The organism is Paenibacillus glycanilyticus, from assembly GCF_030161375.1.
Lineage (GTDB): Bacteria > Bacillota > Bacilli > Paenibacillales > Paenibacillaceae > Pristimantibacillus > Pristimantibacillus glycanilyticus_B.
Genome location: NZ_BSSQ01000001.1, coordinates 281,632 through 299,234 on the forward strand (window position 1 = coordinate 281,632; position 17,603 = coordinate 299,234).

The following is a 17,603-nucleotide window of genomic DNA, read 5'->3' on the forward strand; positions in this document are numbered from 1 at the left end:
AAAACACGGCTTGTCGCATGCGTCAGCCGTGTTTTTCGCTTAATTTGAACAAATTATCCGCGCAGGGCAGCATCGAGATCATTAATGAGATCCTCAATAGCTTCAAGTCCTACCGAGTAGCGGACAAGTCCGTCCGTAATTCCGCGCTCGTAACGGACTTCCCTAGGCATAGCGGCATGTGACATTTTGGCAGGATACGAGAGAATGCTTTCCACCGCTCCCAAGCTGACCGCAACAAGCGGCAGTTGAACGCGGCTGAGCAAAGACGCTGCTTTCTCTCCGCTTCCTACGTCGAAAGACACAACCGCGCCGTAACCCTTCGATTGCTTCTCGTGAATGTCGCGGCCCGGATGATCCGCAAGCCCAGGGTAGAATACTTGCGTCACTTCAGGATGCTCGCTGAGCCATTCGGCAAGTCTGCGCGCGCTGCGTTCGCTGTGCTCCATACGGGCTTGCAACGTCTTCATGCCGCGCATCAGGAGCCAGCTCTCGTGTGCGCTCAGTACGGCTCCAAGACCGTTCTGAAGCTGGTACAAACGGCGGCCAAGCGCTTCGTCGTTCGTTACGGCAAGTCCCGCCAACACGTCGCTATGACCGCTCAGGAACTTGGTCGCACTATGCAGCACAATATCGACTCCCAGCTCGAACGGACGCTGATGGTATGGAGTCATAAACGTATTGTCGAGCATCGTAAGGAGGCCGTTGTCTTTTGCCCAGCCCGTAACGCGCGCGATGTCCGTAATTTTGAGCGTCGGGTTCGAAGGCGTCTCCATAAACACCGCTTTGGTGTTTGGTTTGATCGCATCTTTCACCTGGTCAAAATCCGTCATGTCCACAAAAGTAGTCTCGATATTGAATCGAGTCAAAACGGCTGTAAGCAGACGGTATGTACCGCCGTATACGTCTTCCGTAACGATTACGTGGTCACCTGCGGACAACAGCATAAATGCTGTCGAGATCGCGGCCATGCCCGAAGCAAAAGCAAACCCCCGCGTTCCGCCTTCGAGCAAAGCAATATAGTTCTCAAGCGCTTCGCGCGTCGGATTGCCCGAACGGCTGTAGTCGTGATGAGGCGGGTTCATAATATCCGCTTGATGGAAAGTGGAAGCCTGGTAGATCGGGGCGCTGGAGGCGCCGGTCTGTTCATCGATTTCAGCGCCGAAATGCAACAGCTTTGTCGCAAAATGGCGTCCTGCAATTTTCTCGGGATTGTGGCGGTCACTCATTTCGCTTAAGCCTCCTCGATTTCTCTTTTGGCTGCGGCCAAAGCCTGCTCGAGATCCGCAATGAGATCATCGGCATGCTCGATTCCGACGGAGAAACGGAGCAGTCTGTCGTCAACGCCGATTTTCTGACGGATTTCCAGAGGAATATCCGCATGCGTCTGAACAGCAGGATAAGTCATCAGCGATTCTACGCCGCCCAAGCTTTCCGCAAAAGCAATTAGCTGAACGTGGCGGAGAATCGGTTCGACATAACGGGCATCCTTCAGACGGAAGGAGAAAATGCCCGTGTTGCCGGAGGATTGTCTGTTTTGAACCTCATGGCCCGGATGGTGAGGAAGCGCCGGATAATAAACATCCTCAATCGCCTCATGCTCCATCAAATAATTCGCAATTGCCGTTGCATTAAGCTGATGGCGTTCCATGCGAAGCGCCAGCGTCTTCATGCCGCGCATCAGAAGCCAAGAGTCCTGCGGTCCAAGGACCGCGCCAAGCGAATTATGCAGAAATGCCATTTGCTTCGACAGCTCTTCGCCTTTGGTTACGATAAGACCGGCAAGCACATCGTTATGGCCGCCAAGATATTTTGTCGCGCTGTGAACAACAATGTCCGCGCCCAGCTCAATTGGACGCTGGAAGAATGGAGTAAGCAAAGTATTATCTACGATAGTAAGGAGACCTTTGGACTTCGCCCAAGCGGATACCCGCTCCAGGTCGGTAATCATCATTAGCGGATTGGTAGGCGTCTCGATCAGAACGGCTTTTGTCGTCGGCCGAAGCAACTCGGACATGCCGTCAATATCGTTGGTATCCACGTAAGAAGCCGTAACGCCGAAACGCGTCATGATTTGCTCAAGCAAACGGTATGTGCCGCCGTACAAATCAAGCGATACGATCAAATGGTCGCCTTGGCTGAACATGGCGAAGATCGTAGTCAGAGCGGCCATACCGGAGCTACAGGCGAAACCCGCATCACCGGATTCGAGTTGTGCGGCCGCGTCTTCCAGAACGGTACGCGTCGGGCTTTTCGTACGGGCATAATCAAAGCCGGTGCTTTGGCCAAGCTTAGGATGGCGGAACGCGGTTGCCTGATAGATCGGGAAGCTGATTGCACCCGTTACTGGCTCCTTTTCGGAACCGATATGCGCAAGATGGCTTTCAATTTTCATAAGATTCGTCCGTCTCCTTTGTCTTCGAGATATGTCTTATTTATTATTTAGATACCCGCGCCCAAATCATATGGCGTTTGTTGGTATACATAATAGTTCAACCAGTTCGAGAACAGCAAGTTCGCATGGGAGCGCCATGTCGAAAAGGGAAGTTTTTCCGGATTATCTCCCGGGAAATAGTTCTTGGGAAGATCAATATCCAATCCTTTTGCCTTATCTCGGTCATATTCGTATTTGAGCGACAGCGGATCGTATTCCGAATGGCCGCTCACAAAAATTTGTCTGCCGTCTTTCGAAGCTACAATATATACACCGGATTCTTCGGATTCCGACAGAATATCCAAATCCCCGATTTTCTCGATATCCTCGCGGCGAACTTCGGTATGGCGGGACTGCGGCACGAAGAACATTTCATCAAAGCCGCGCAGCAGATTCACGTTCTGCTTCTCGGTCGTATGAGGGAACACGCCAAAAATCTTATTGTCGAGCTCATATTTCGGAACGCCAAAGTGATGGTACAAGCCTGCCTGCGAGGCCCAACAAATATGGAAGGTCGACGTAACGTTACGTCTGCTCCAGTCCATAATATCCTTCAGCTCTTCCCAGTAATTCACGTCTTCGAAGTTCAAATGTTCAACCGGAGCGCCAGTAATCACAAGTCCGTCATAGTACTGGTCCTGAATATCTTCGAACGTTTTATAAAAAGATTCAAGATGCTCGTGGGACGTGTTTTTGGAAGTATGCGTCTTCGGATGCAGCAATACAATCTCGACTTGCAAAGGCGTGTTGCCAATCAGGCGAAGAAGCTGCGTCTCCGTTGTTTCTTTGGTTGGCATGAGGTTCAATATGGCGATCCGTAATGGACGGATGTCTTGATGGAAAGCGGTGCTTTCATCCATAACGAAAATGTTCTCGTTGTTCAAAATTTCTTTGGCTGGCAGGGAATCAGGTACTTTAATCGGCATTGCGATTCACTCCTTTTCTGTAATAATCGGCGTTCTAAACGCAAAAAAGACCCTTTCTGCCGTGAGAAAAGGTCGTACGCTCGTCAAAAAAAGAGCTCTCGCCTCCCTCATCTCTCAGAAACTAAAGTTTCCGCAAGAATTAGCACCGTGCTTACGCCGGTTGCCGGGCTTCATCGGGCTAGTCCCTCCGCCTGCTCTTGATAAGAAAGTGGTTCTATTCGGTTGTTGAATACCAATTCTATTCTTAACTTTAATGGATTCCGCCATTCGCGTCAAGGACGTTATCGACATATGATGTAGAGGGCCAAAATAAAGGGAGATCGGCCTATTTTTCCGCTTGAATGTAAAGTGTATGCGGGAGTATACTAGACAAGGATTAAAAGCCGATTTTTCAAGAAGAATAAAGGATAAAGGAGTGCAAACAGACATGGAAGGCGATCGACCTAAGCCTGACAACAATCGAATACGGCGGCTGCCGGATCTACAGTTGCTCAAGCGGGCGTTTGCGCTTTAAGTCCGTTCTTTTGCACATTCATCCGGCAGCTCTGTCACAAGAGAGGAGAAGCTCGGATGAAAATTCGTCACGTAAACAACGGGTTATTTACCCCGATTGAAGACATTAATGAGACCCTTGTTCCCGCAGCGGAAGGTTTTTATTGGATTGATGCCGATGTGGAAGACCTTGCGATTTTGCAGCCCTTGTTCGGCATGCATGATCTGGCCGTCGAAGACTGCCTAAGCGAAGAGGAACAGCGTCCTAAACTTGAAATTTATGAAAACCAATATTTTATTGTAATTAACAGTATCCGGTTTGACGATGAGGAAATCTTCCTTCGCGCGCTGAATATTTTTCTAGGCCGTCATTACATTATTACGATTACCAAACAAAAGCTAAACGAGTTGCGCTCGCTGAAGCCCATTTTGTGGGAGCAGGAAGTTAATCGGCCGGACTATTTCTTATATCATCTCGTCGACATCGTAGTCGACAATTACTTCTTCGTTGGCGACCGGATCGACAATCGGATCGAAATGCTGGAAGAAGATATATTAATGAATACCAAGAAATCGCATCTGAATGAAATCATCGGTCTGCGCGGTGAAATTTTGTGGCTGAAGAAGGTGCTCGGACCTCAAAAAGATCTCATCGCTACGCTGAACAAGCGGGATTTGAAATTAATCGACGACCAGCTGCAAAAGTACTTCAGCGACATTTACGAGAACGCCGTAAAAATCGCCGAGTCCTTCGATACGTACCGAGAGCTCATGGGCAACTTACGAGAAGCTTATCAGTCAAGCATCTCCGCCCGGGCAAACGAAATCATGCGCGTGTTCACCGCGATGACGACGATCTTCATGCCGCTAACCTTTATTACCGGGATCTACGGAATGAACTTCGATTTTATCCCCGGGATGCACATGCACGGAGGTTCCATCCTCCTGCTCGGCATTATGCTTGTGCTTGGTTTAGGGATGTTGATTGTGTTTCGGAAGAAAAAATGGTTATAAGTGTGGGAGCCGCCCTGGTGTTGGGGCGGCTTTTTGCTGTCATTTTGGGGAGGGGCGGCCCGGGTCGGTATGCTTCGGGGACGCGAGGGATCTTCTTCCGGCCGCGGTTGTCTACACTTTGCCTGAACGTAATGTTCCAAGGTTGCAAAGTGTAGACAAAGGCGGGCGCTCCGCTCCTCCAGAAGATTCCCTCACTTACCCCTGCGCCCCTCCCCGACCGCCCCGCCAGCATGCCGCCGCCCGAAACACCTTAGGCGGCTTTGGTGGTGGGCCGCCTTGCAGGCTCAGGTGCTGCGCACGAGCCTGAATTGCACCACAGTAAGACAAGACCCTCGCCTCCTCGGCTTGGCCTTCTTCTAGAACAAAAAAGACCCCGGAGGGTCTTTTTCGTTTTACTATTCGTCGTACAAGCCTGATGACAGGTAGCGTTCGCCCGTGTCCGGGAACAACACGATGATTGTTTTGTCTTTGTTTTCCGGGCGTTTAGCGAGCTGGGATGCTGCGAATGCAGCGGCGCCGGAGGAGATACCGACAAGAAGGCCTTCGCTTCTGGCCAATTGGCGGGATATGCGGTAAGCATCTTCGTTTTTGACTGTGATGACTTCGTCCACGACAGACGGATGGTAGTTATCCGGTACAAAACCTGCGCCAATCCCTTGAATCATATGGGCGCCTCTGTCGCCGCCTGACAATACCGGGGAGCTGAACGGCTCTACAGCCACAATCTGAATGTTCGGATTAAGCTCCTTCAGACGCTCGCCTACGCCTGAGATCGTTCCGCCCGTGCCAACGCCTGCCACAAAGATGTCGACCTGGCCGTCCGTATCGCGCCATATTTCTTCCGCGGTGGTCGCCTTATGAACAGCCGGGTTAGCGGGATTGCTGAATTGCATCGGTATGTAGGAACCGGGAATTTCAGCCGCCATCTCATCCGCCTTCCGGATTGCTCCCGACATGCCTTCTGACGAGGGCGTGAGAACCAGTTCCGCGCCAAGTGCTTCCAGCAGCTTACGGCGCTCTACGCTGAACGATTCCGGCAAAATAATAATGAGACGATAACCTAAAGCCGCCGCGGCAAAAGCTAACGCAATACCTGTATTTCCGCTTGTTGGCTCAATGATGACAGACCCGGGAACAAGATTGCCTTTCTCTTCGGCATCCTTGATCATGGCAAAACCAATCCGGTCCTTCACGCTTCCGGCCGGATTGAAATACTCCAGCTTGGCAACAACTTTGGCAAGTGACTCCTGGCTTTTATTGTAATGGGTAAGCTCGAGCAATGGTGTATTGCCGATCAGCTCCGTCAAATTGGAATAAATGTTTGGCATGGATAAATCGCACCTTTCATAATGGATCTCCTAACATTATAGCATTAACGAGATCCGACTGATGCATCCTTAATCAACGTTTGCCTCTAGTGCTTCATCAGCTCCTTTGTCCAAGTTGACTTTCCATAGCAGGAATATTCCGATCAGGAAAAAGGCAACCAAGGACAAGATCGCCACCCGGCTGGAGCCGGTGACCGTTCCCACAACGGAAAACACAAACGGGCCAGCAAAGGAAGAAAACTTGCTGGACAATGCCAGAAAGCCAAAAAACTCGCCGGTCCGCGAAGGAGGCACCAAATTAGCATAAATGGAACGAGCGACGGCCTGACTGCCTCCCTGCACAAAGCCGACCATTATCGCGAGCGCGTAGAAATGGGCAGCGCTTGTCATAAAGAAACCAAGACCCACAATTAGGACATAGATCAGCAAAGAATAATACAGCATGCGCTTTGACCCGAAGCGGCCAGCGAGCTTGCCGAACAGAATAGTGCACGGCCATCCTACAAATTGCGTGATAAGCAAGGCGATAATAAGATCCGTTGTCTCAATCCCAATGCCTGCGCCATAGATAGTCGCCATGACGATAACCGTGTTAATCCCGTCGTTGAAAAACCAAAACGAAGCCATATATTTCAGCAATTCGGGATACTTCTTGATCGCCGAAAACGTTGTTCGAATACGGGCAAACCCCGCCCGCACGATTTCTCCGGTTCCTTGATGCCCGATTGGCGTTTTTGTTTCTTTAACCCAGCGAAGAATAGGAATGGAGAACAGCAGCCACCAGATACCCACAGTAATAAAAACCATTTGGGTAGCAAAGGTTTTGCTCGGAAAACCAAGCATCTCCCAGCCTTGAATCATGATGACGTTAATTAGCAGCAACAACCCGCCTCCGGCATAACCGTAAGCATAACCCTGCGAGCTGATGCGTCCCCTAAGCTCGGGCTGAACGCCATCCGCCAACATCGCATCGTAGAAAGTATTGCCTCCCGAGAAGCCGATGGAGCCGAGCACCATTAGACCGGAAGCAAGCAGCCAATCCCCTTCGCCCGCAAACGCCATAAGCACGCAGGAAAGCACGCCAAGCAGCATAAAGGCAGATAAAAATTTCAACTTGGATCCCGTATAATCGGCAATAGCCCCAAGTATTGGAGAGAGGACGGCAACCAGCAGCATCGCTATGCTTTGCGTATAGCCCCAATACGTTTCCGCCCGGTTACCGGCCAAATGCATACCCGCAACATCCGAATAATATACTGGCAGAACGGCCGCCATCATGGTTGTGGCAAATGCCGAGTTTGCCCAATCGTACAATTTCCAGCCGCGCAGTGCTTTTTGATCCAGCTCAAACGCCCCCAGTCCGCATAGGAGAAAATTTATATTTTTTTACAAAATAGGACAACCACAGCAATAGTTCGACAGTCCTTCTGTTAATCCTCTTTAAGATTTTCTAAAGCTTGCCTTCCTTTTTGCTGTAATCATCCATTTGCTTTATAATATAAAGTGATCATGTTCGAGGGGGAATGGAATTGAATATTAGCCAGCTTGAAACGCTCCTCACCATATCGAAGACGATGAGCTTCCGCAAAGCCGGCGAACTGCTGAATCTGACTCAGCCCGCCGTCTCTGCTCAAATTAAAACGCTTGAGGACGAGTTCAAGACAGTTCTCATCGATCGCAATCAGCCCGTCACCTTGACCGACCACGGAAAAGTATTTCAGGAGCACGCTGAGCGAATTCTATCGGTTGTTGAAGAATTGAAGCAGAAGCTCTCCGATTTGAATGCGGTACCACAAGGCCATATCGTGCTTGGAACAACCTCTTCCATGGCCATTCAAATATTGCCCCGGGTGTTATCTTATTTCCAAGACCAGTACCCGCTTATCAAAACAACGATCCATACCATGCCTTCCTCACAAGTGCTGGCTAGCGTAGAGAACGGCACCGTCGACATCGGCATCACGTACATTTCGGAAAAAAATCCGAATATGGACTCATCTATTCTGTACTACGATTCGTTTGTCCTCGTTGCTTCTCCCGCTCATCCTTTAAGCCAGGTAGCGCATACTACTACAATAGATATGCTCAAGGATTATCCTTTTATTATGCTTGCTCCCGATACTTTGGGACGCCGGTTTTTGGATCAGATCTTCAAGAAAAAAAATATCCAGCCGAATATTATTATGGAGCTGTCGAGCAGTGAGGAAGTAAAACGGATGGTGGAGATTAACCTGGGCATTGCGGTAGTGTCCAAGTTGTCCATTGCCAATGAATTAAAACTCGGCTCCCTTAAAATCATCAAAGTTGCCGAGCTTGAACCTTACCACCCGGTAGCTGTCGTCTATAAATCCGGCAGATATCTAAATACAGCGATGCAGCAATTTCTAAGCGACTTGAAAGGTATGCCCGAACAGTCGTTTCTCGGCAGCGAGTAATCGTAAGAATCACTTGGTAGCCATTCTTTAAGCCCATGCTTTCGAAGTAAGAATCACTACAAGAACCCAATAGTATTGGCTTCTTGAATAGCAATTCTTTTTAGGAGGAACTCATGATGAAATTTGACTTGCATACCCATCACGAACGATGCGGCCACGCGAACGGCACGATTGAAGATTATATTGTTGCGGCATTAGATGCAGGACTACAAGCAATCGGCATTTCCGATCATTCGCCTTATTTCGGAAGCGAGCAGGATCAGCCTTTTCCCGGCATAGCCATGGCCCGCAGCGATTTTCAAAGCTATGTAGACGAGGTTCTTCGCTTGAAAGAGAAGTATAAAGACCGCATTGAAGTACTGCTTGGCATGGAGTCGGATTTCTTCCCAAGACATGCGGAGACCTATCGCGATGCTTATAAGAATGTTCCTTTTGACTACTTAATCGGATCGGTGCATCAGGTTGGCGGAGTTAGCATCTTTAACCGCAACCGTTGGAAGGATTTGAACGAAGAGAAACAAATTGCCGACAAAGTTTCCTATTACGAGCTTATTCAGCAATCCGCCCGCAGCGGCATGTTTGACATACTGGGCCATATCGATGCGATGAAGGGGTATTACCCGGCCTTTTCCGATATTCCGGCTCACGAAGCCATTGATGATACGCTCCGCGTAATCGCCCATTGCGACGTAGCCATCGAGATTAATACGTCGGGCAGCACGAAAGACGTTGGCGGCTGGTATCCTTCCGACGATATTCTGGAGAGAGCCCTTCACTTTGGAGTGAACGTCACCTTTGGTTCCGATGCCCATAAGCCAAGCCGTGTAGGCGATGATTTTGAACTCGTGCGCAAGCGTCTGAAGGAAATTGGTTTCTCGCAATGGGTGTTTTACCGTAAACGCCAGCAAATCATCGTTCCATTGTAACTAACGGGGCTGTCTCATGGGAGACGGCCTTTTTTAATCCCTGCTTATCCGGACAAAAAAAGTGGACCTGTGCGCTCACAGGTCCGAAATTGATATATTAAAAGGGGGTCTTGTTTATTATAATAGCCCACTAATATGTTTGTACCGTAACAGAACTATTTCAATTGTGTAACAAATTCAAACTTATTTCAGCAGCGCATCGATTGAGATATCCCCTGCCCCAGTGAAAGCAACGCCAAGCGCAACGGCAATCAGAACCAAATTATATTCGAAGCCATTTTGCGTAGCCCATAGGCCGTTTGCGCCATGAACCTTCACAATGGCCATAATCATTGGAATGATCAGCAATGCGGCACCAACTTCTACCCAAAGCCCGGCACCAAACAACAATCCGCCTACAACTTCTGTCAATCCCGCACCGGCAGCCATCAGGACGCCCGGTTTCATGCCAAGCGATTCCATCCAACCGCCCGTTCCTTTCAAGCCGTACCCGCCAAACCAGCCAAACAACTTCTGTGCGCCATGTCCAATCATCAATAAACCAATAATAACCCGAATAATCAGCAATCCTGTATCTAACATAATGTACCTCTCCCTTATCTATTCTCTCGTTTGTTGAGCGGCCGCTCTCTTTGATGCACTTATCATAATGTACGTTACTTACTTTAGTCAAGTACATATATTAAAATTAGCAAATACCCAAATTTGGCTTACGGAACGAACTTACTTTTCCTTAGAACATATGCTACAATATAGGTAGAAAAAGGGGTGATCGCGTTGGATTATTCAACTATGTGCCCAAAGTATGAAGCTGCGGCCGACATTCTAGGTAAGAAATGGACAGGGCTTATCATTCGGGTCATGCTTGGCGGACCTAAACGGTTCAAAGAAATTAAAGAGCAAATCCCCGAGATGAGTGACAAAATGTTAACGGATCGGATGAAGGAATTAGAGAGTCAGAGCATCGTGAAACGAACTGTCTATCCTGAAATGCCTGTTCGAATCGAATATGAATTAACGCCGAAGGGTCATGAGCTCCAGCCTGTAATCGAATCGATTCAGAACTGGGGCGAGCATTGGATGTAAGAAAGCAAAGAAGCTGCGCCAATCAGGATAGTCCGCTATCCTGATTGGCGCAGTTTTTTTATTGAATGGCGCGTTGCCGTTATGCAACCTTGGTTGGTTGACTTTCGCGGATATCTCCATTACTATATTGATAATAGTTATCATTATCAAACACAAAGAAAGAAAGAGCCCCCGCAATGCGGAGGCGTCATTCTTAGCCAAGCCATTTTTTGAACAATTGCTTTGTCGTATCGCGGTTGATTGCAGCAATCGAAGTCGTAAGAGGAATACCTTTCGGGCACGAACGTACGCAGTTTTGCGAGTTGCCGCAGCCTTCGATACCGCCGTCTTCCATCAACGTCTCAAGACGTTCCGCTTTGTTCATCTCACCTGTAGGGTGGACATTGAACAGACGGACTTGGGAGATCGCTTGCGGACCGATAAAGCTGTTACGGTCATTAACGTTCGGGCAGGCTTCCATACAAACGCCGCAAGTCATGCACTTGGACAGCTCGTACGCCCACTGGCGCTTCTCTTCGGCAAGACGAGGGCCAGGGCCCAGATCATACGTACCGTCGATCGGAATCCATGCTTTAACCCGTTTGAGCGCGTTGAACATGCGCTCGCGGTTAATAACAAGGTCACGCACGACAGGGAATGTGCGCATCGGCTCAAGGCGAACCGGCTGCTCCAGCTTATCGATCAAAGCGCTGCACGCCTGACGAGGCTTGCCGTTGATGACCATCGAACAAGCGCCGCAAACTTCCTCGAGACAGTTGGATTCCCAGCATACCGGAGCTGTGTTTCCGCCATCCGATTTTTTCGGATTACGCTGAATTTCCATCAAGCCGCTGATAACGTTCATATTCGCGCGGTATGGAATTTCAAACTCTTCGGTATACGGAGCGGAGTCCGGACCGTCTTGACGGGTAATAACGAACTTTACGGTTTTTGTTGCTGTCGTTTGAGCCATTGGTTATTCTCCTTTCTTCTTGTTGGCTGTATAGTCGCGTTTACGCGGTTTGATGAGGGATGTATCAACATCCTCATAAGAGATTTGCGGACCTTCAGGCGTCCAAGTTGCTTTTGTTGTTTTGAGGAAGTCCTCGTCGTTACGATCCGGGAAGTCCGGTTTGTAATGCGCGCCGCGGCTTTCGTCGCGGAGCAAAGCGCCAAGCGTCATCGCTTCGGAAAGCTCAAGCATGTTCCACAGCTGACGCGTGAACGCTACGCTGGAGTTGTTCCATTTGAGCGAGTCGTTGATGTTAATGTTTTGGTAACGTTGCTTCAGCTCTTTGATCTTGTCAATCGTTTGCTGGAGCTTGTCGTTGAAGCGTACAACCGTCATGTTGTTTGTCATCCACTCGCCAAGCTCTTTGTGGATTACGTAAGCATTCTCGGTGCCGTTCATGCCAAGAATTCGATTATATTTGTCTTCATGCTGCTTCTTCGCACGGTCGAATACCGAGGAGGAAATATCATCCGACGATTTCTTGAGGCCTTTGATATATTCAACGGCTTTAGGACCGGCAACCATGCCGCCAAAGATAGCGGACAGGAGCGAGTTCGCGCCGAGACGGTTTGCGCCGTGGTATTGATAATCGCATTCGCCTGCCGCAAACAAACCAGGAATGTTCGTCATTTGGTTGTAGTCAACCCACATGCCGCCCATCGAATAGTGAACCGCAGGGAAGATTTTCATCGGAATTTTGCGCGGGTCGTCGCCCATGAACTTCTCGTAAATTTCAATGATGCCGCCGAGCTTAACGTCCAGCTCCTTCGGATCTTTATGCGACAGGTCAAGGTAAACCATGTTCTCGCCGTTGATGCCAAGCTTGTCGTCGACGCAGACGCTGAAGATTTCGCGGGTTGCGATATCGCGCGGTACCAGGTTGCCGTACGCAGGGTATTTCTCTTCAAGGAAGTACCAAGGTTTGCCGTCTTTGTAAGTCCAGATCCGGCCGCCTTCGCCGCGTGCGGATTCGGACATCAGGCGCAGCTTGTCGTCACCGGGAATCGCAGTCGGGTGAATCTGAATGAACTCGCCGTTTGCGTAATGAACGCCTTGCTGGTAAACCGCAGATGCTGCAGTACCCGTATTGATAACGGAGTTTGTTGTTTTACCGAAAATAATGCCAGGGCCGCCGGATGCAAGAATAACCGCGTCGCCGACGAAAGTATGTACTTCCATCGTACGCAGGCTTTGTGCGGCAATACCGCGGCAAATGCCTTCGTCATCCAAAACGGAACCAAGGAATTCCCAATGCTCGTATTTTGTTACGAGGCCGGCTGCTTCCCAGCGGCGAACTTGCTCGTCCAGTGCGTATAGCAGCTGTTGGCCCGTTGTAGCGCCTGCAAATGCCGTACGGTGATATTGCGTGCCCCCGAAACGGCGGAAGTCAAGAAGACCTTCTGGTGTACGGGAGAACATTACGCCCATACGGTCCATCAAGTGAATGATGCCAGGTGCGGCTTCGCACATTGCTTTTACCGGTGGCTGATTCGCGAGGAAGTCGCCGCCATAAACGGTATCGTCAAAATGCTCCCAAGGGGAGTCGCCTTCACCTTTCGTATTAACAGCGCCGTTAATGCCGCCTTGCGCGCAAACGGAGTGGGAACGTTTCACCGGCACGAGGGAGAACAGATCCACATGCACGCCCGCTTCCGCCGCTTTTACGGTTGCCATAAGACCGGCAAGACCGCCGCCAACGACGATAATTTTATTTTTAGCCATTACGTTTCGCTCCTTGTCTAAATACTTACTAACCGATATTGGTCCATGCCAACGCGGCACTTGCTGTTTCTTTGAATTCGTCGCCCATGAAAGCTACGAGGGACAAAATGAACAGCGCAGCTACAAGCACAAAGATAACCATGCAAATATTCGCCGAAACTTTTTGCGATTTCGGGGATACGGTAATGCCCCAGCTGATCAGAAACGCCCAGAGGCCGTTGCTGAAGTGGAATACGGCAGCCAGAATACCGATGAGATACAGAATAAACAAAGCAGGGCTAGTTGCAATATCATGCATCGTCGAGCCAAGCTCTTCATGCGTCACATTGCCAAGCGCTACCTGCACGCGAGTCTCGAACACATGCCAGATAATGAAGATAAACGTGATAACCCCTGTAATACGCTGCAATGTAAACGCCCAGTTGCGCTCATATTTGAAACGTCCCGAGTTGAGGTTGGATTGATAAGCCATGTACAAGCCGTAAACCCCGTGGAACAAGATCGGCAGATAGATGCCGAAAATCTCGAGCAGCGTTACGATAGGCAGTCCGTTAATGAAACTAACCGCTCTTGTAAAGCCTTCCGGCCCCCGCTCATACGCCTGAAAATTGGCCAACGCATGCACGATGATAAACCCGCCAAGAGGAATCACCCCTAGCAGAGAGTGAAGCTTGCGCCAGTAGTACGAATTTCCTTTCATTAATTACTTCTCCTTTCCAGACTGTGGTCGTTCCGTGACATTTTTTACTGTTGACAAACCATTCTACATTGTACCCCCGGCATTTAAGTCCGTCAACAAAAGTCGACACCAGGTACGAAAGTTTCACTTATCGACCGTTTTGTGGGACTTCTTCAATTGTGAACTTTCCGTGTATACCACTCTTTTAATCCTACTCCTTTTGAGCTTATAATGGAATTGCATATTTATTATAAATTATTATAACCATTTCACATAAGCGATCGGAGAGAGCAAAATGATCGAAGAATTTCATATGTTTGCTGCCATTGTTGAGCATTCGAGCATGAACAAAGCAGCTGCCTTGCTTAATTTGTCCCAACCGGCTTTATCCCGCAAACTTGCCAAACTCGAAGAAGAGATTGGCGCGAAGCTGTTCGAGCGAGTCGGCAAACGTCTTGAGCTGACCCGGGTTGGCCAGCTGACCTACGAGTATGCCGTCAACTTGCGCAAGCTGCACCGGCGCTACATGGATTCCGTTGCTGAATATACCGCCGCAGGAAGAACGTCGCTGACGATTGGGGCCAGCCTTACCACGCTCCAAACCACTTTGCCGGATTTCATCAAAACGTTAAATGCCAGCCACCCGGAGTTTGATATTAAAGCCGTCACCGGTAAAACCCATGAAATCGTCTCGCTTGTCCGCGACAACAAAGTGGATATTGCCATTATTGCTTCAACGATTGAAGACTCCCAGCTGCATTGCGTTCCGCTCTTTGACGACCATCTGCTCCTTGTCATTCCGACAAGCGTAGCCGTTACGAATCAACACGCTCTTTCTATAGAAGATGTAAACGGACTGCCGATGATCTTATTCTCCAAAGGAACCTGGTACCGCAAGCTGACGGACGAAGTATTCGCCAAACATCATCTGCAGCCGGATGTACGCATGGAGATCGATTCCTTCGAGGCGATCGTCCGTCTTCTTCATACTTGCCGCGCGGCAACCCTTCTTCCGCATTCCTATATGCGCAAGCAGCTTCTTGCCGACAACGAGCTGGTCGTCGTCCCGATCCGCGAGCTGGAAGAAACGAAGCGCACGACTTGCCTCATCCATAACGACCCTTCCGATCTTCATCCGGCTGTTCGGCGTTGGATAGCGGAGCTTGGCCAGTAATGCGCTCTTCGCTTTTTCGCTTTTCGCCCTTGTCCCCCCGCTTGCGGGAGGACAGTGAGTGCGCCTTTTAGCGCTTCACTGTCCTTTTTCATTCCCTCGCTAGGGGGAATGGGAATGGATGGGTGCGGTGCGAGATGGGTAAGGGGTATCTCTGGAGGAGCGGAGCGCTCGCCTTTGTCACTTCCTTTGCTACAACTATGTAAACTCCATTCAGAGCAAAGGAATGACAACAGCGACCGGAAGAGATACCCCGTCCCACCGAGCCCTCCCGCCCCATCCATTCCCCACCTCGCCCAGCGCCAGCCACACAAAAAAAGGACATTGAACGCTAACGGCGCCCACTGTCCTTATCATCACCTGATTATAGTTTCTTCAAACTGTTCAATTTGGTCGTTTGTCCCGATTACCACCATAACGTCCCGTTCCGTTACCACATCTGCCGCCGTAGGAGCAATTATAATACCATTAGGCTTGTTAATGGCGACGATGCTGCAGCCGAACCGAGCTCGCAAGTTCAAATCATGAAGCGACTTGCCGTTCAAACAATTCGGAACCGATAGTTCGGCGATTGTGTATTCCTTCGACAGCTCGATATAATCGAGCAAGTTCGGAGAGACAAGCTGATGGGCTACCCTTATGCCCATGTCCCGCTCCGGATACACAACGCGGTCCACTCCGATTTTCTCCAGCACCCGTCCGTGCAGTTCGCTCATGGCTTTGGCAACAACCCGCTTCACGCCTAGATCCTTCAATAGAATGGTCGTCAGAATGCTGGCTTGAATATCATCGCCTATCGCCACGACTCCGCAGTCGAAATTCCGAACGCCCAGTGACCGCAGCGCTTCTTCATCCGTACAATCCGCTGATACCGTATAAGTCAGCACATTGCTCATCTCTTGGACAGCTTCCTCGTCCCGGTCGATGCCAAGCACCTCATAACCCAGCTTAATAAGCTCTCTCCCCAGACTGGAGCCAAATCGACCTAAGCCTACGATCACAAATTGATTGTTTTTCATTCTTGCTTTCTATTCCCCTATCCAATCGTAATTTTGCCTTCCGGATACCGGTACAGCTCTTTCTCTGTTTTTGGTCCAAGCGCATATGCAAGCGTAAGCGGACCTAACCTGCCTGCGAACATGGTTAAAATAATAACGATTTTCCCGACATGAGACAGCTCCGGCGTAATGCCAGTCGATAAGCCCACGGTGCCAAATGCCGATGTTGTCTCAAATAATATTCTCAGGAATTGCTGATCCTCCGTTGTGGACAAGATCATAGTGACGAATATGACCAGAGCAAGCGACAACATCGTAATCGTAAGCGCCTTGAAAATCCGGTCTTTGCCCAAACGGTATTTAAACAATACGATATCTTCGCGGCCGCGAATCATCGCTATTACCGCGCCAATCATCGTAGTAAACGTTGTCGTCTTAATACCTCCGCCCGTTGAGCCCGGAGATGCGCCGATAAACATCAGGATAATCGTGAAAAACACGGTTGCCTGCCTCATCTGCGAGTAATCCAGCGTATTGGCTCCCGCCGTCCTCGGCGTAACGGACTGGAAGAACGAAGCCCAAATTTTACTGCCCCAATCCAAAGATCCAAGCGTTTTGCTATTCGTGAATTCAAAAATAAAAATAACAATTGCCCCAACGGCAATTAGAATGCCTGTCATCGATAATACAACCTTGCTATGGAGCGATAGCCGTTTATTTTTCCTGAATTCCAGCAAATCTGCCATTACAATAAAACCAAGACCGCCTAAAATAATGAGCAGCATGGATACGATATTGACGAGCGGGTCGCCCACATACATCGTAAAACTGCGGAAATGGCCGAATAAATCAAATCCGGCATTATTAAAAAAGGAAATGGCATGGAATATCCCGAACCAAACCGCCCTCCGGAATGGCATATCAAACGAAAACCGGAGAGTATACAAGATCGCCCCTGCCAACTCAATCGAAAGGGAGTAGAGAATTACCTTGCGGATTAACCGAACGATCCCTTCCATGCTCGACTGATTCATCGCTTCTTGTAAGATCAGCCGTTCCTTCAGCGAGATTCGCTTGCGAAGCATAAGCGCAATCAACGTGGCCATCGTCATAAAGCCTAATCCGCCTATCTGGATTAAAGCCATGATAATAACTTTGCCGAACACGGAGAAATATGTACCCGTATCCACTACGATCAACCCCGTAACGCAAGTTGCCGATGTCGCCGTGAATAGCGCGTCGATAAACGAAAGACGCGAGCCGTCATTGGAGGCAATCGGTAAAGTTAGCAGAAAACCTCCAAGCACGATAATAAGAGCAAATCCGAAAACAAGAATTCGCGGGGGCGGCCATTTTAATATATTAATGTAATTAGGCATGCATTCTCTCCTTTATATAAGGCAC

General features: G+C 49.4%; 16 protein-coding genes and 1 riboswitch. Of the genes, 5 read left to right on the forward strand and 11 right to left on the reverse strand.

The genetic code is table 11. The features are described 5' to 3' along the window. Positions 1-53: 53 nt before the first annotated feature. Genes QQK89_RS01030 through metA form a run of 3 tightly spaced genes read right to left on the reverse strand, consistent with a single transcriptional unit; the run spans position 54 to position 3,357 of the window. Positions 54-1,226, reverse strand: coding sequence for an aminotransferase class I/II-fold pyridoxal phosphate-dependent enzyme (locus QQK89_RS01030; protein ID WP_284236546.1), 1,173 nt, complete (start codon positions 1,224-1,226; stop codon positions 54-56). A gap of 5 nt (positions 1,227-1,231) precedes the next feature. Next, positions 1,232-2,392: an aminotransferase class I/II-fold pyridoxal phosphate-dependent enzyme gene (locus tag QQK89_RS01035; protein ID WP_284236548.1), complete on the reverse strand. Its 1,161-nt coding sequence runs from the start codon at positions 2,390-2,392 to the stop codon at positions 1,232-1,234. Positions 2,393-2,439: 47 nt separating this feature from the next. Next, entirely contained in the window at positions 2,440-3,357 is a 918-nt protein-coding gene (metA, locus tag QQK89_RS01040; RefSeq protein WP_284236550.1) for a homoserine O-acetyltransferase MetA, read from the reverse strand. A 104-nt stretch (positions 3,358-3,461) separates the two neighbouring features. After that, a riboswitch (SAM riboswitch) is annotated at positions 3,462-3,564 on the reverse strand. Positions 3,565-3,927: 363 nt separating this feature from the next. Here metA and corA point away from each other — a divergent pair. Beyond that, the gene (gene corA / locus QQK89_RS01045) at positions 3,928-4,863 is read left to right on the forward strand and encodes a magnesium/cobalt transporter CorA (RefSeq protein WP_284236551.1); all 936 of its coding nucleotides are present in this window, start codon (positions 3,928-3,930) and stop codon (positions 4,861-4,863) included. Positions 4,864-5,258: 395 nt separating this feature from the next. Here corA and cysK read toward each other — a convergent pair whose 3' ends face one another. Together cysK and QQK89_RS01055 are read right to left on the reverse strand one after the other, a co-directional pair. Next, positions 5,259-6,191 (reverse strand): cysteine synthase A, encoded by a 933-nt coding sequence (cysK, locus tag QQK89_RS01050; RefSeq protein ID WP_284236552.1) that lies wholly within the window; start codon positions 6,189-6,191, stop codon positions 5,259-5,261. A gap of 69 nt (positions 6,192-6,260) precedes the next feature. Further along, on the reverse strand, positions 6,261-7,535 hold the full coding sequence (locus QQK89_RS01055; RefSeq protein WP_284236932.1) for an MFS transporter: 1,275 nt from the start codon (positions 7,533-7,535) through the stop codon (positions 6,261-6,263). A gap of 185 nt (positions 7,536-7,720) precedes the next feature. Here QQK89_RS01055 and QQK89_RS01060 point away from each other — a divergent pair, with 185 nt between their 5' ends. Beyond that, complete coding sequence (locus tag QQK89_RS01060; protein WP_284236553.1) at positions 7,721-8,626, forward strand: LysR family transcriptional regulator; 906 nt, start codon at positions 7,721-7,723, stop codon at positions 8,624-8,626. Positions 8,627-8,742: 116 nt separating this feature from the next. Then, on the forward strand, positions 8,743-9,552 hold the full coding sequence (locus QQK89_RS01065) for a histidinol-phosphatase (protein WP_284236933.1): 810 nt from the start codon (positions 8,743-8,745) through the stop codon (positions 9,550-9,552). A 183-nt stretch (positions 9,553-9,735) separates the two neighbouring features. Here QQK89_RS01065 and QQK89_RS01070 read toward each other — a convergent pair whose 3' ends face one another. Continuing rightward, entirely contained in the window at positions 9,736-10,134 is a 399-nt protein-coding gene (locus QQK89_RS01070; protein WP_284236554.1) for a DoxX family protein, read from the reverse strand. Positions 10,135-10,329: 195 nt separating this feature from the next. On the opposite strand from QQK89_RS01070, the gene QQK89_RS01075 reads away from it, so the two are divergent. Beyond that, on the forward strand, positions 10,330-10,638 hold the full coding sequence (locus QQK89_RS01075; protein WP_284236557.1) for a winged helix-turn-helix transcriptional regulator: 309 nt from the start codon (positions 10,330-10,332) through the stop codon (positions 10,636-10,638). A gap of 193 nt (positions 10,639-10,831) precedes the next feature. On the opposite strand, the gene sdhB is transcribed toward QQK89_RS01075, so the two are convergent. From sdhB to QQK89_RS01090, 3 genes are read right to left on the reverse strand one after another with little or no spacing between them, the layout of a single operon-like run. Beyond that, positions 10,832-11,590 (reverse strand): succinate dehydrogenase iron-sulfur subunit, encoded by a 759-nt coding sequence (gene sdhB / locus QQK89_RS01080; protein WP_284236558.1) that lies wholly within the window; start codon positions 11,588-11,590, stop codon positions 10,832-10,834. Between the two features lie 3 nt (positions 11,591-11,593). Then, positions 11,594-13,351, reverse strand: a complete 1,758-nt coding sequence (sdhA, locus tag QQK89_RS01085; protein ID WP_284236559.1) for a succinate dehydrogenase flavoprotein subunit — start codon at positions 13,349-13,351, stop codon at positions 11,594-11,596. A 28-nt stretch (positions 13,352-13,379) separates the two neighbouring features. Beyond that, entirely contained in the window at positions 13,380-14,051 is a 672-nt protein-coding gene (locus tag QQK89_RS01090; protein ID WP_284236560.1) for a succinate dehydrogenase cytochrome b558 subunit, read from the reverse strand. A 274-nt stretch (positions 14,052-14,325) separates the two neighbouring features. Here QQK89_RS01090 and QQK89_RS01095 point away from each other — a divergent pair, with 274 nt between their 5' ends. Further along, positions 14,326-15,204 carry a LysR family transcriptional regulator gene (locus QQK89_RS01095; RefSeq protein WP_284236561.1) on the forward strand — a complete coding sequence of 293 codons (879 nt, stop codon included), beginning with the start codon at positions 14,326-14,328 and terminating at the stop codon, positions 15,202-15,204. A 353-nt stretch (positions 15,205-15,557) separates the two neighbouring features. On the opposite strand, the gene QQK89_RS01100 is transcribed toward QQK89_RS01095, so the two are convergent. After that, complete coding sequence (locus tag QQK89_RS01100) at positions 15,558-16,220, reverse strand: potassium channel family protein (protein ID WP_284236562.1); 663 nt, start codon at positions 16,218-16,220, stop codon at positions 15,558-15,560. Positions 16,221-16,237: 17 nt separating this feature from the next. Then, entirely contained in the window at positions 16,238-17,578 is a 1,341-nt protein-coding gene (locus tag QQK89_RS01105) for a TrkH family potassium uptake protein (RefSeq protein ID WP_284236563.1), read from the reverse strand. Positions 17,579-17,603 lie beyond the last annotated feature (25 nt).

Coding starts and splice junctions, on each gene's coding strand:
- QQK89_RS01030 (WP_284236546.1), bottom strand. CDS start 1,226: ATGAGTGACCGCCACAATCCCGAGAAAATTGCAGGACGCCATTTTGCG.
- QQK89_RS01035 (WP_284236548.1), bottom strand. CDS start 2,392: ATGAAAATTGAAAGCCATCTTGCGCATATCGGTTCCGAAAAGGAGCCA.
- metA (WP_284236550.1), bottom strand. CDS start 3,357: ATGCCGATTAAAGTACCTGATTCCCTGCCAGCCAAAGAAATTTTGAAC.
- corA (WP_284236551.1), top strand. CDS start 3,928: ATGAAAATTCGTCACGTAAACAACGGGTTATTTACCCCGATTGAAGAC.
- cysK (WP_284236552.1), bottom strand. CDS start 6,191: ATGCCAAACATTTATTCCAATTTGACGGAGCTGATCGGCAATACACCA.
- QQK89_RS01065 (WP_284236933.1), top strand. CDS start 8,743: ATGAAATTTGACTTGCATACCCATCACGAACGATGCGGCCACGCGAAC.
- QQK89_RS01070 (WP_284236554.1), bottom strand. CDS start 10,134: ATGTTAGATACAGGATTGCTGATTATTCGGGTTATTATTGGTTTATTG.
- sdhB (WP_284236558.1), bottom strand. CDS start 11,590: ATGGCTCAAACGACAGCAACAAAAACCGTAAAGTTCGTTATTACCCGT.
- sdhA (WP_284236559.1), bottom strand. CDS start 13,351: ATGGCTAAAAATAAAATTATCGTCGTTGGCGGCGGTCTTGCCGGTCTT.
- QQK89_RS01090 (WP_284236560.1), bottom strand. CDS start 14,051: ATGAAAGGAAATTCGTACTACTGGCGCAAGCTTCACTCTCTGCTAGGG.
- QQK89_RS01095 (WP_284236561.1), top strand. CDS start 14,326: ATGATCGAAGAATTTCATATGTTTGCTGCCATTGTTGAGCATTCGAGC.
- QQK89_RS01100 (WP_284236562.1), bottom strand. CDS start 16,220: ATGAAAAACAATCAATTTGTGATCGTAGGCTTAGGTCGATTTGGCTCC.
- QQK89_RS01105 (WP_284236563.1), bottom strand. CDS start 17,578: ATGCCTAATTACATTAATATATTAAAATGGCCGCCCCCGCGAATTCTT.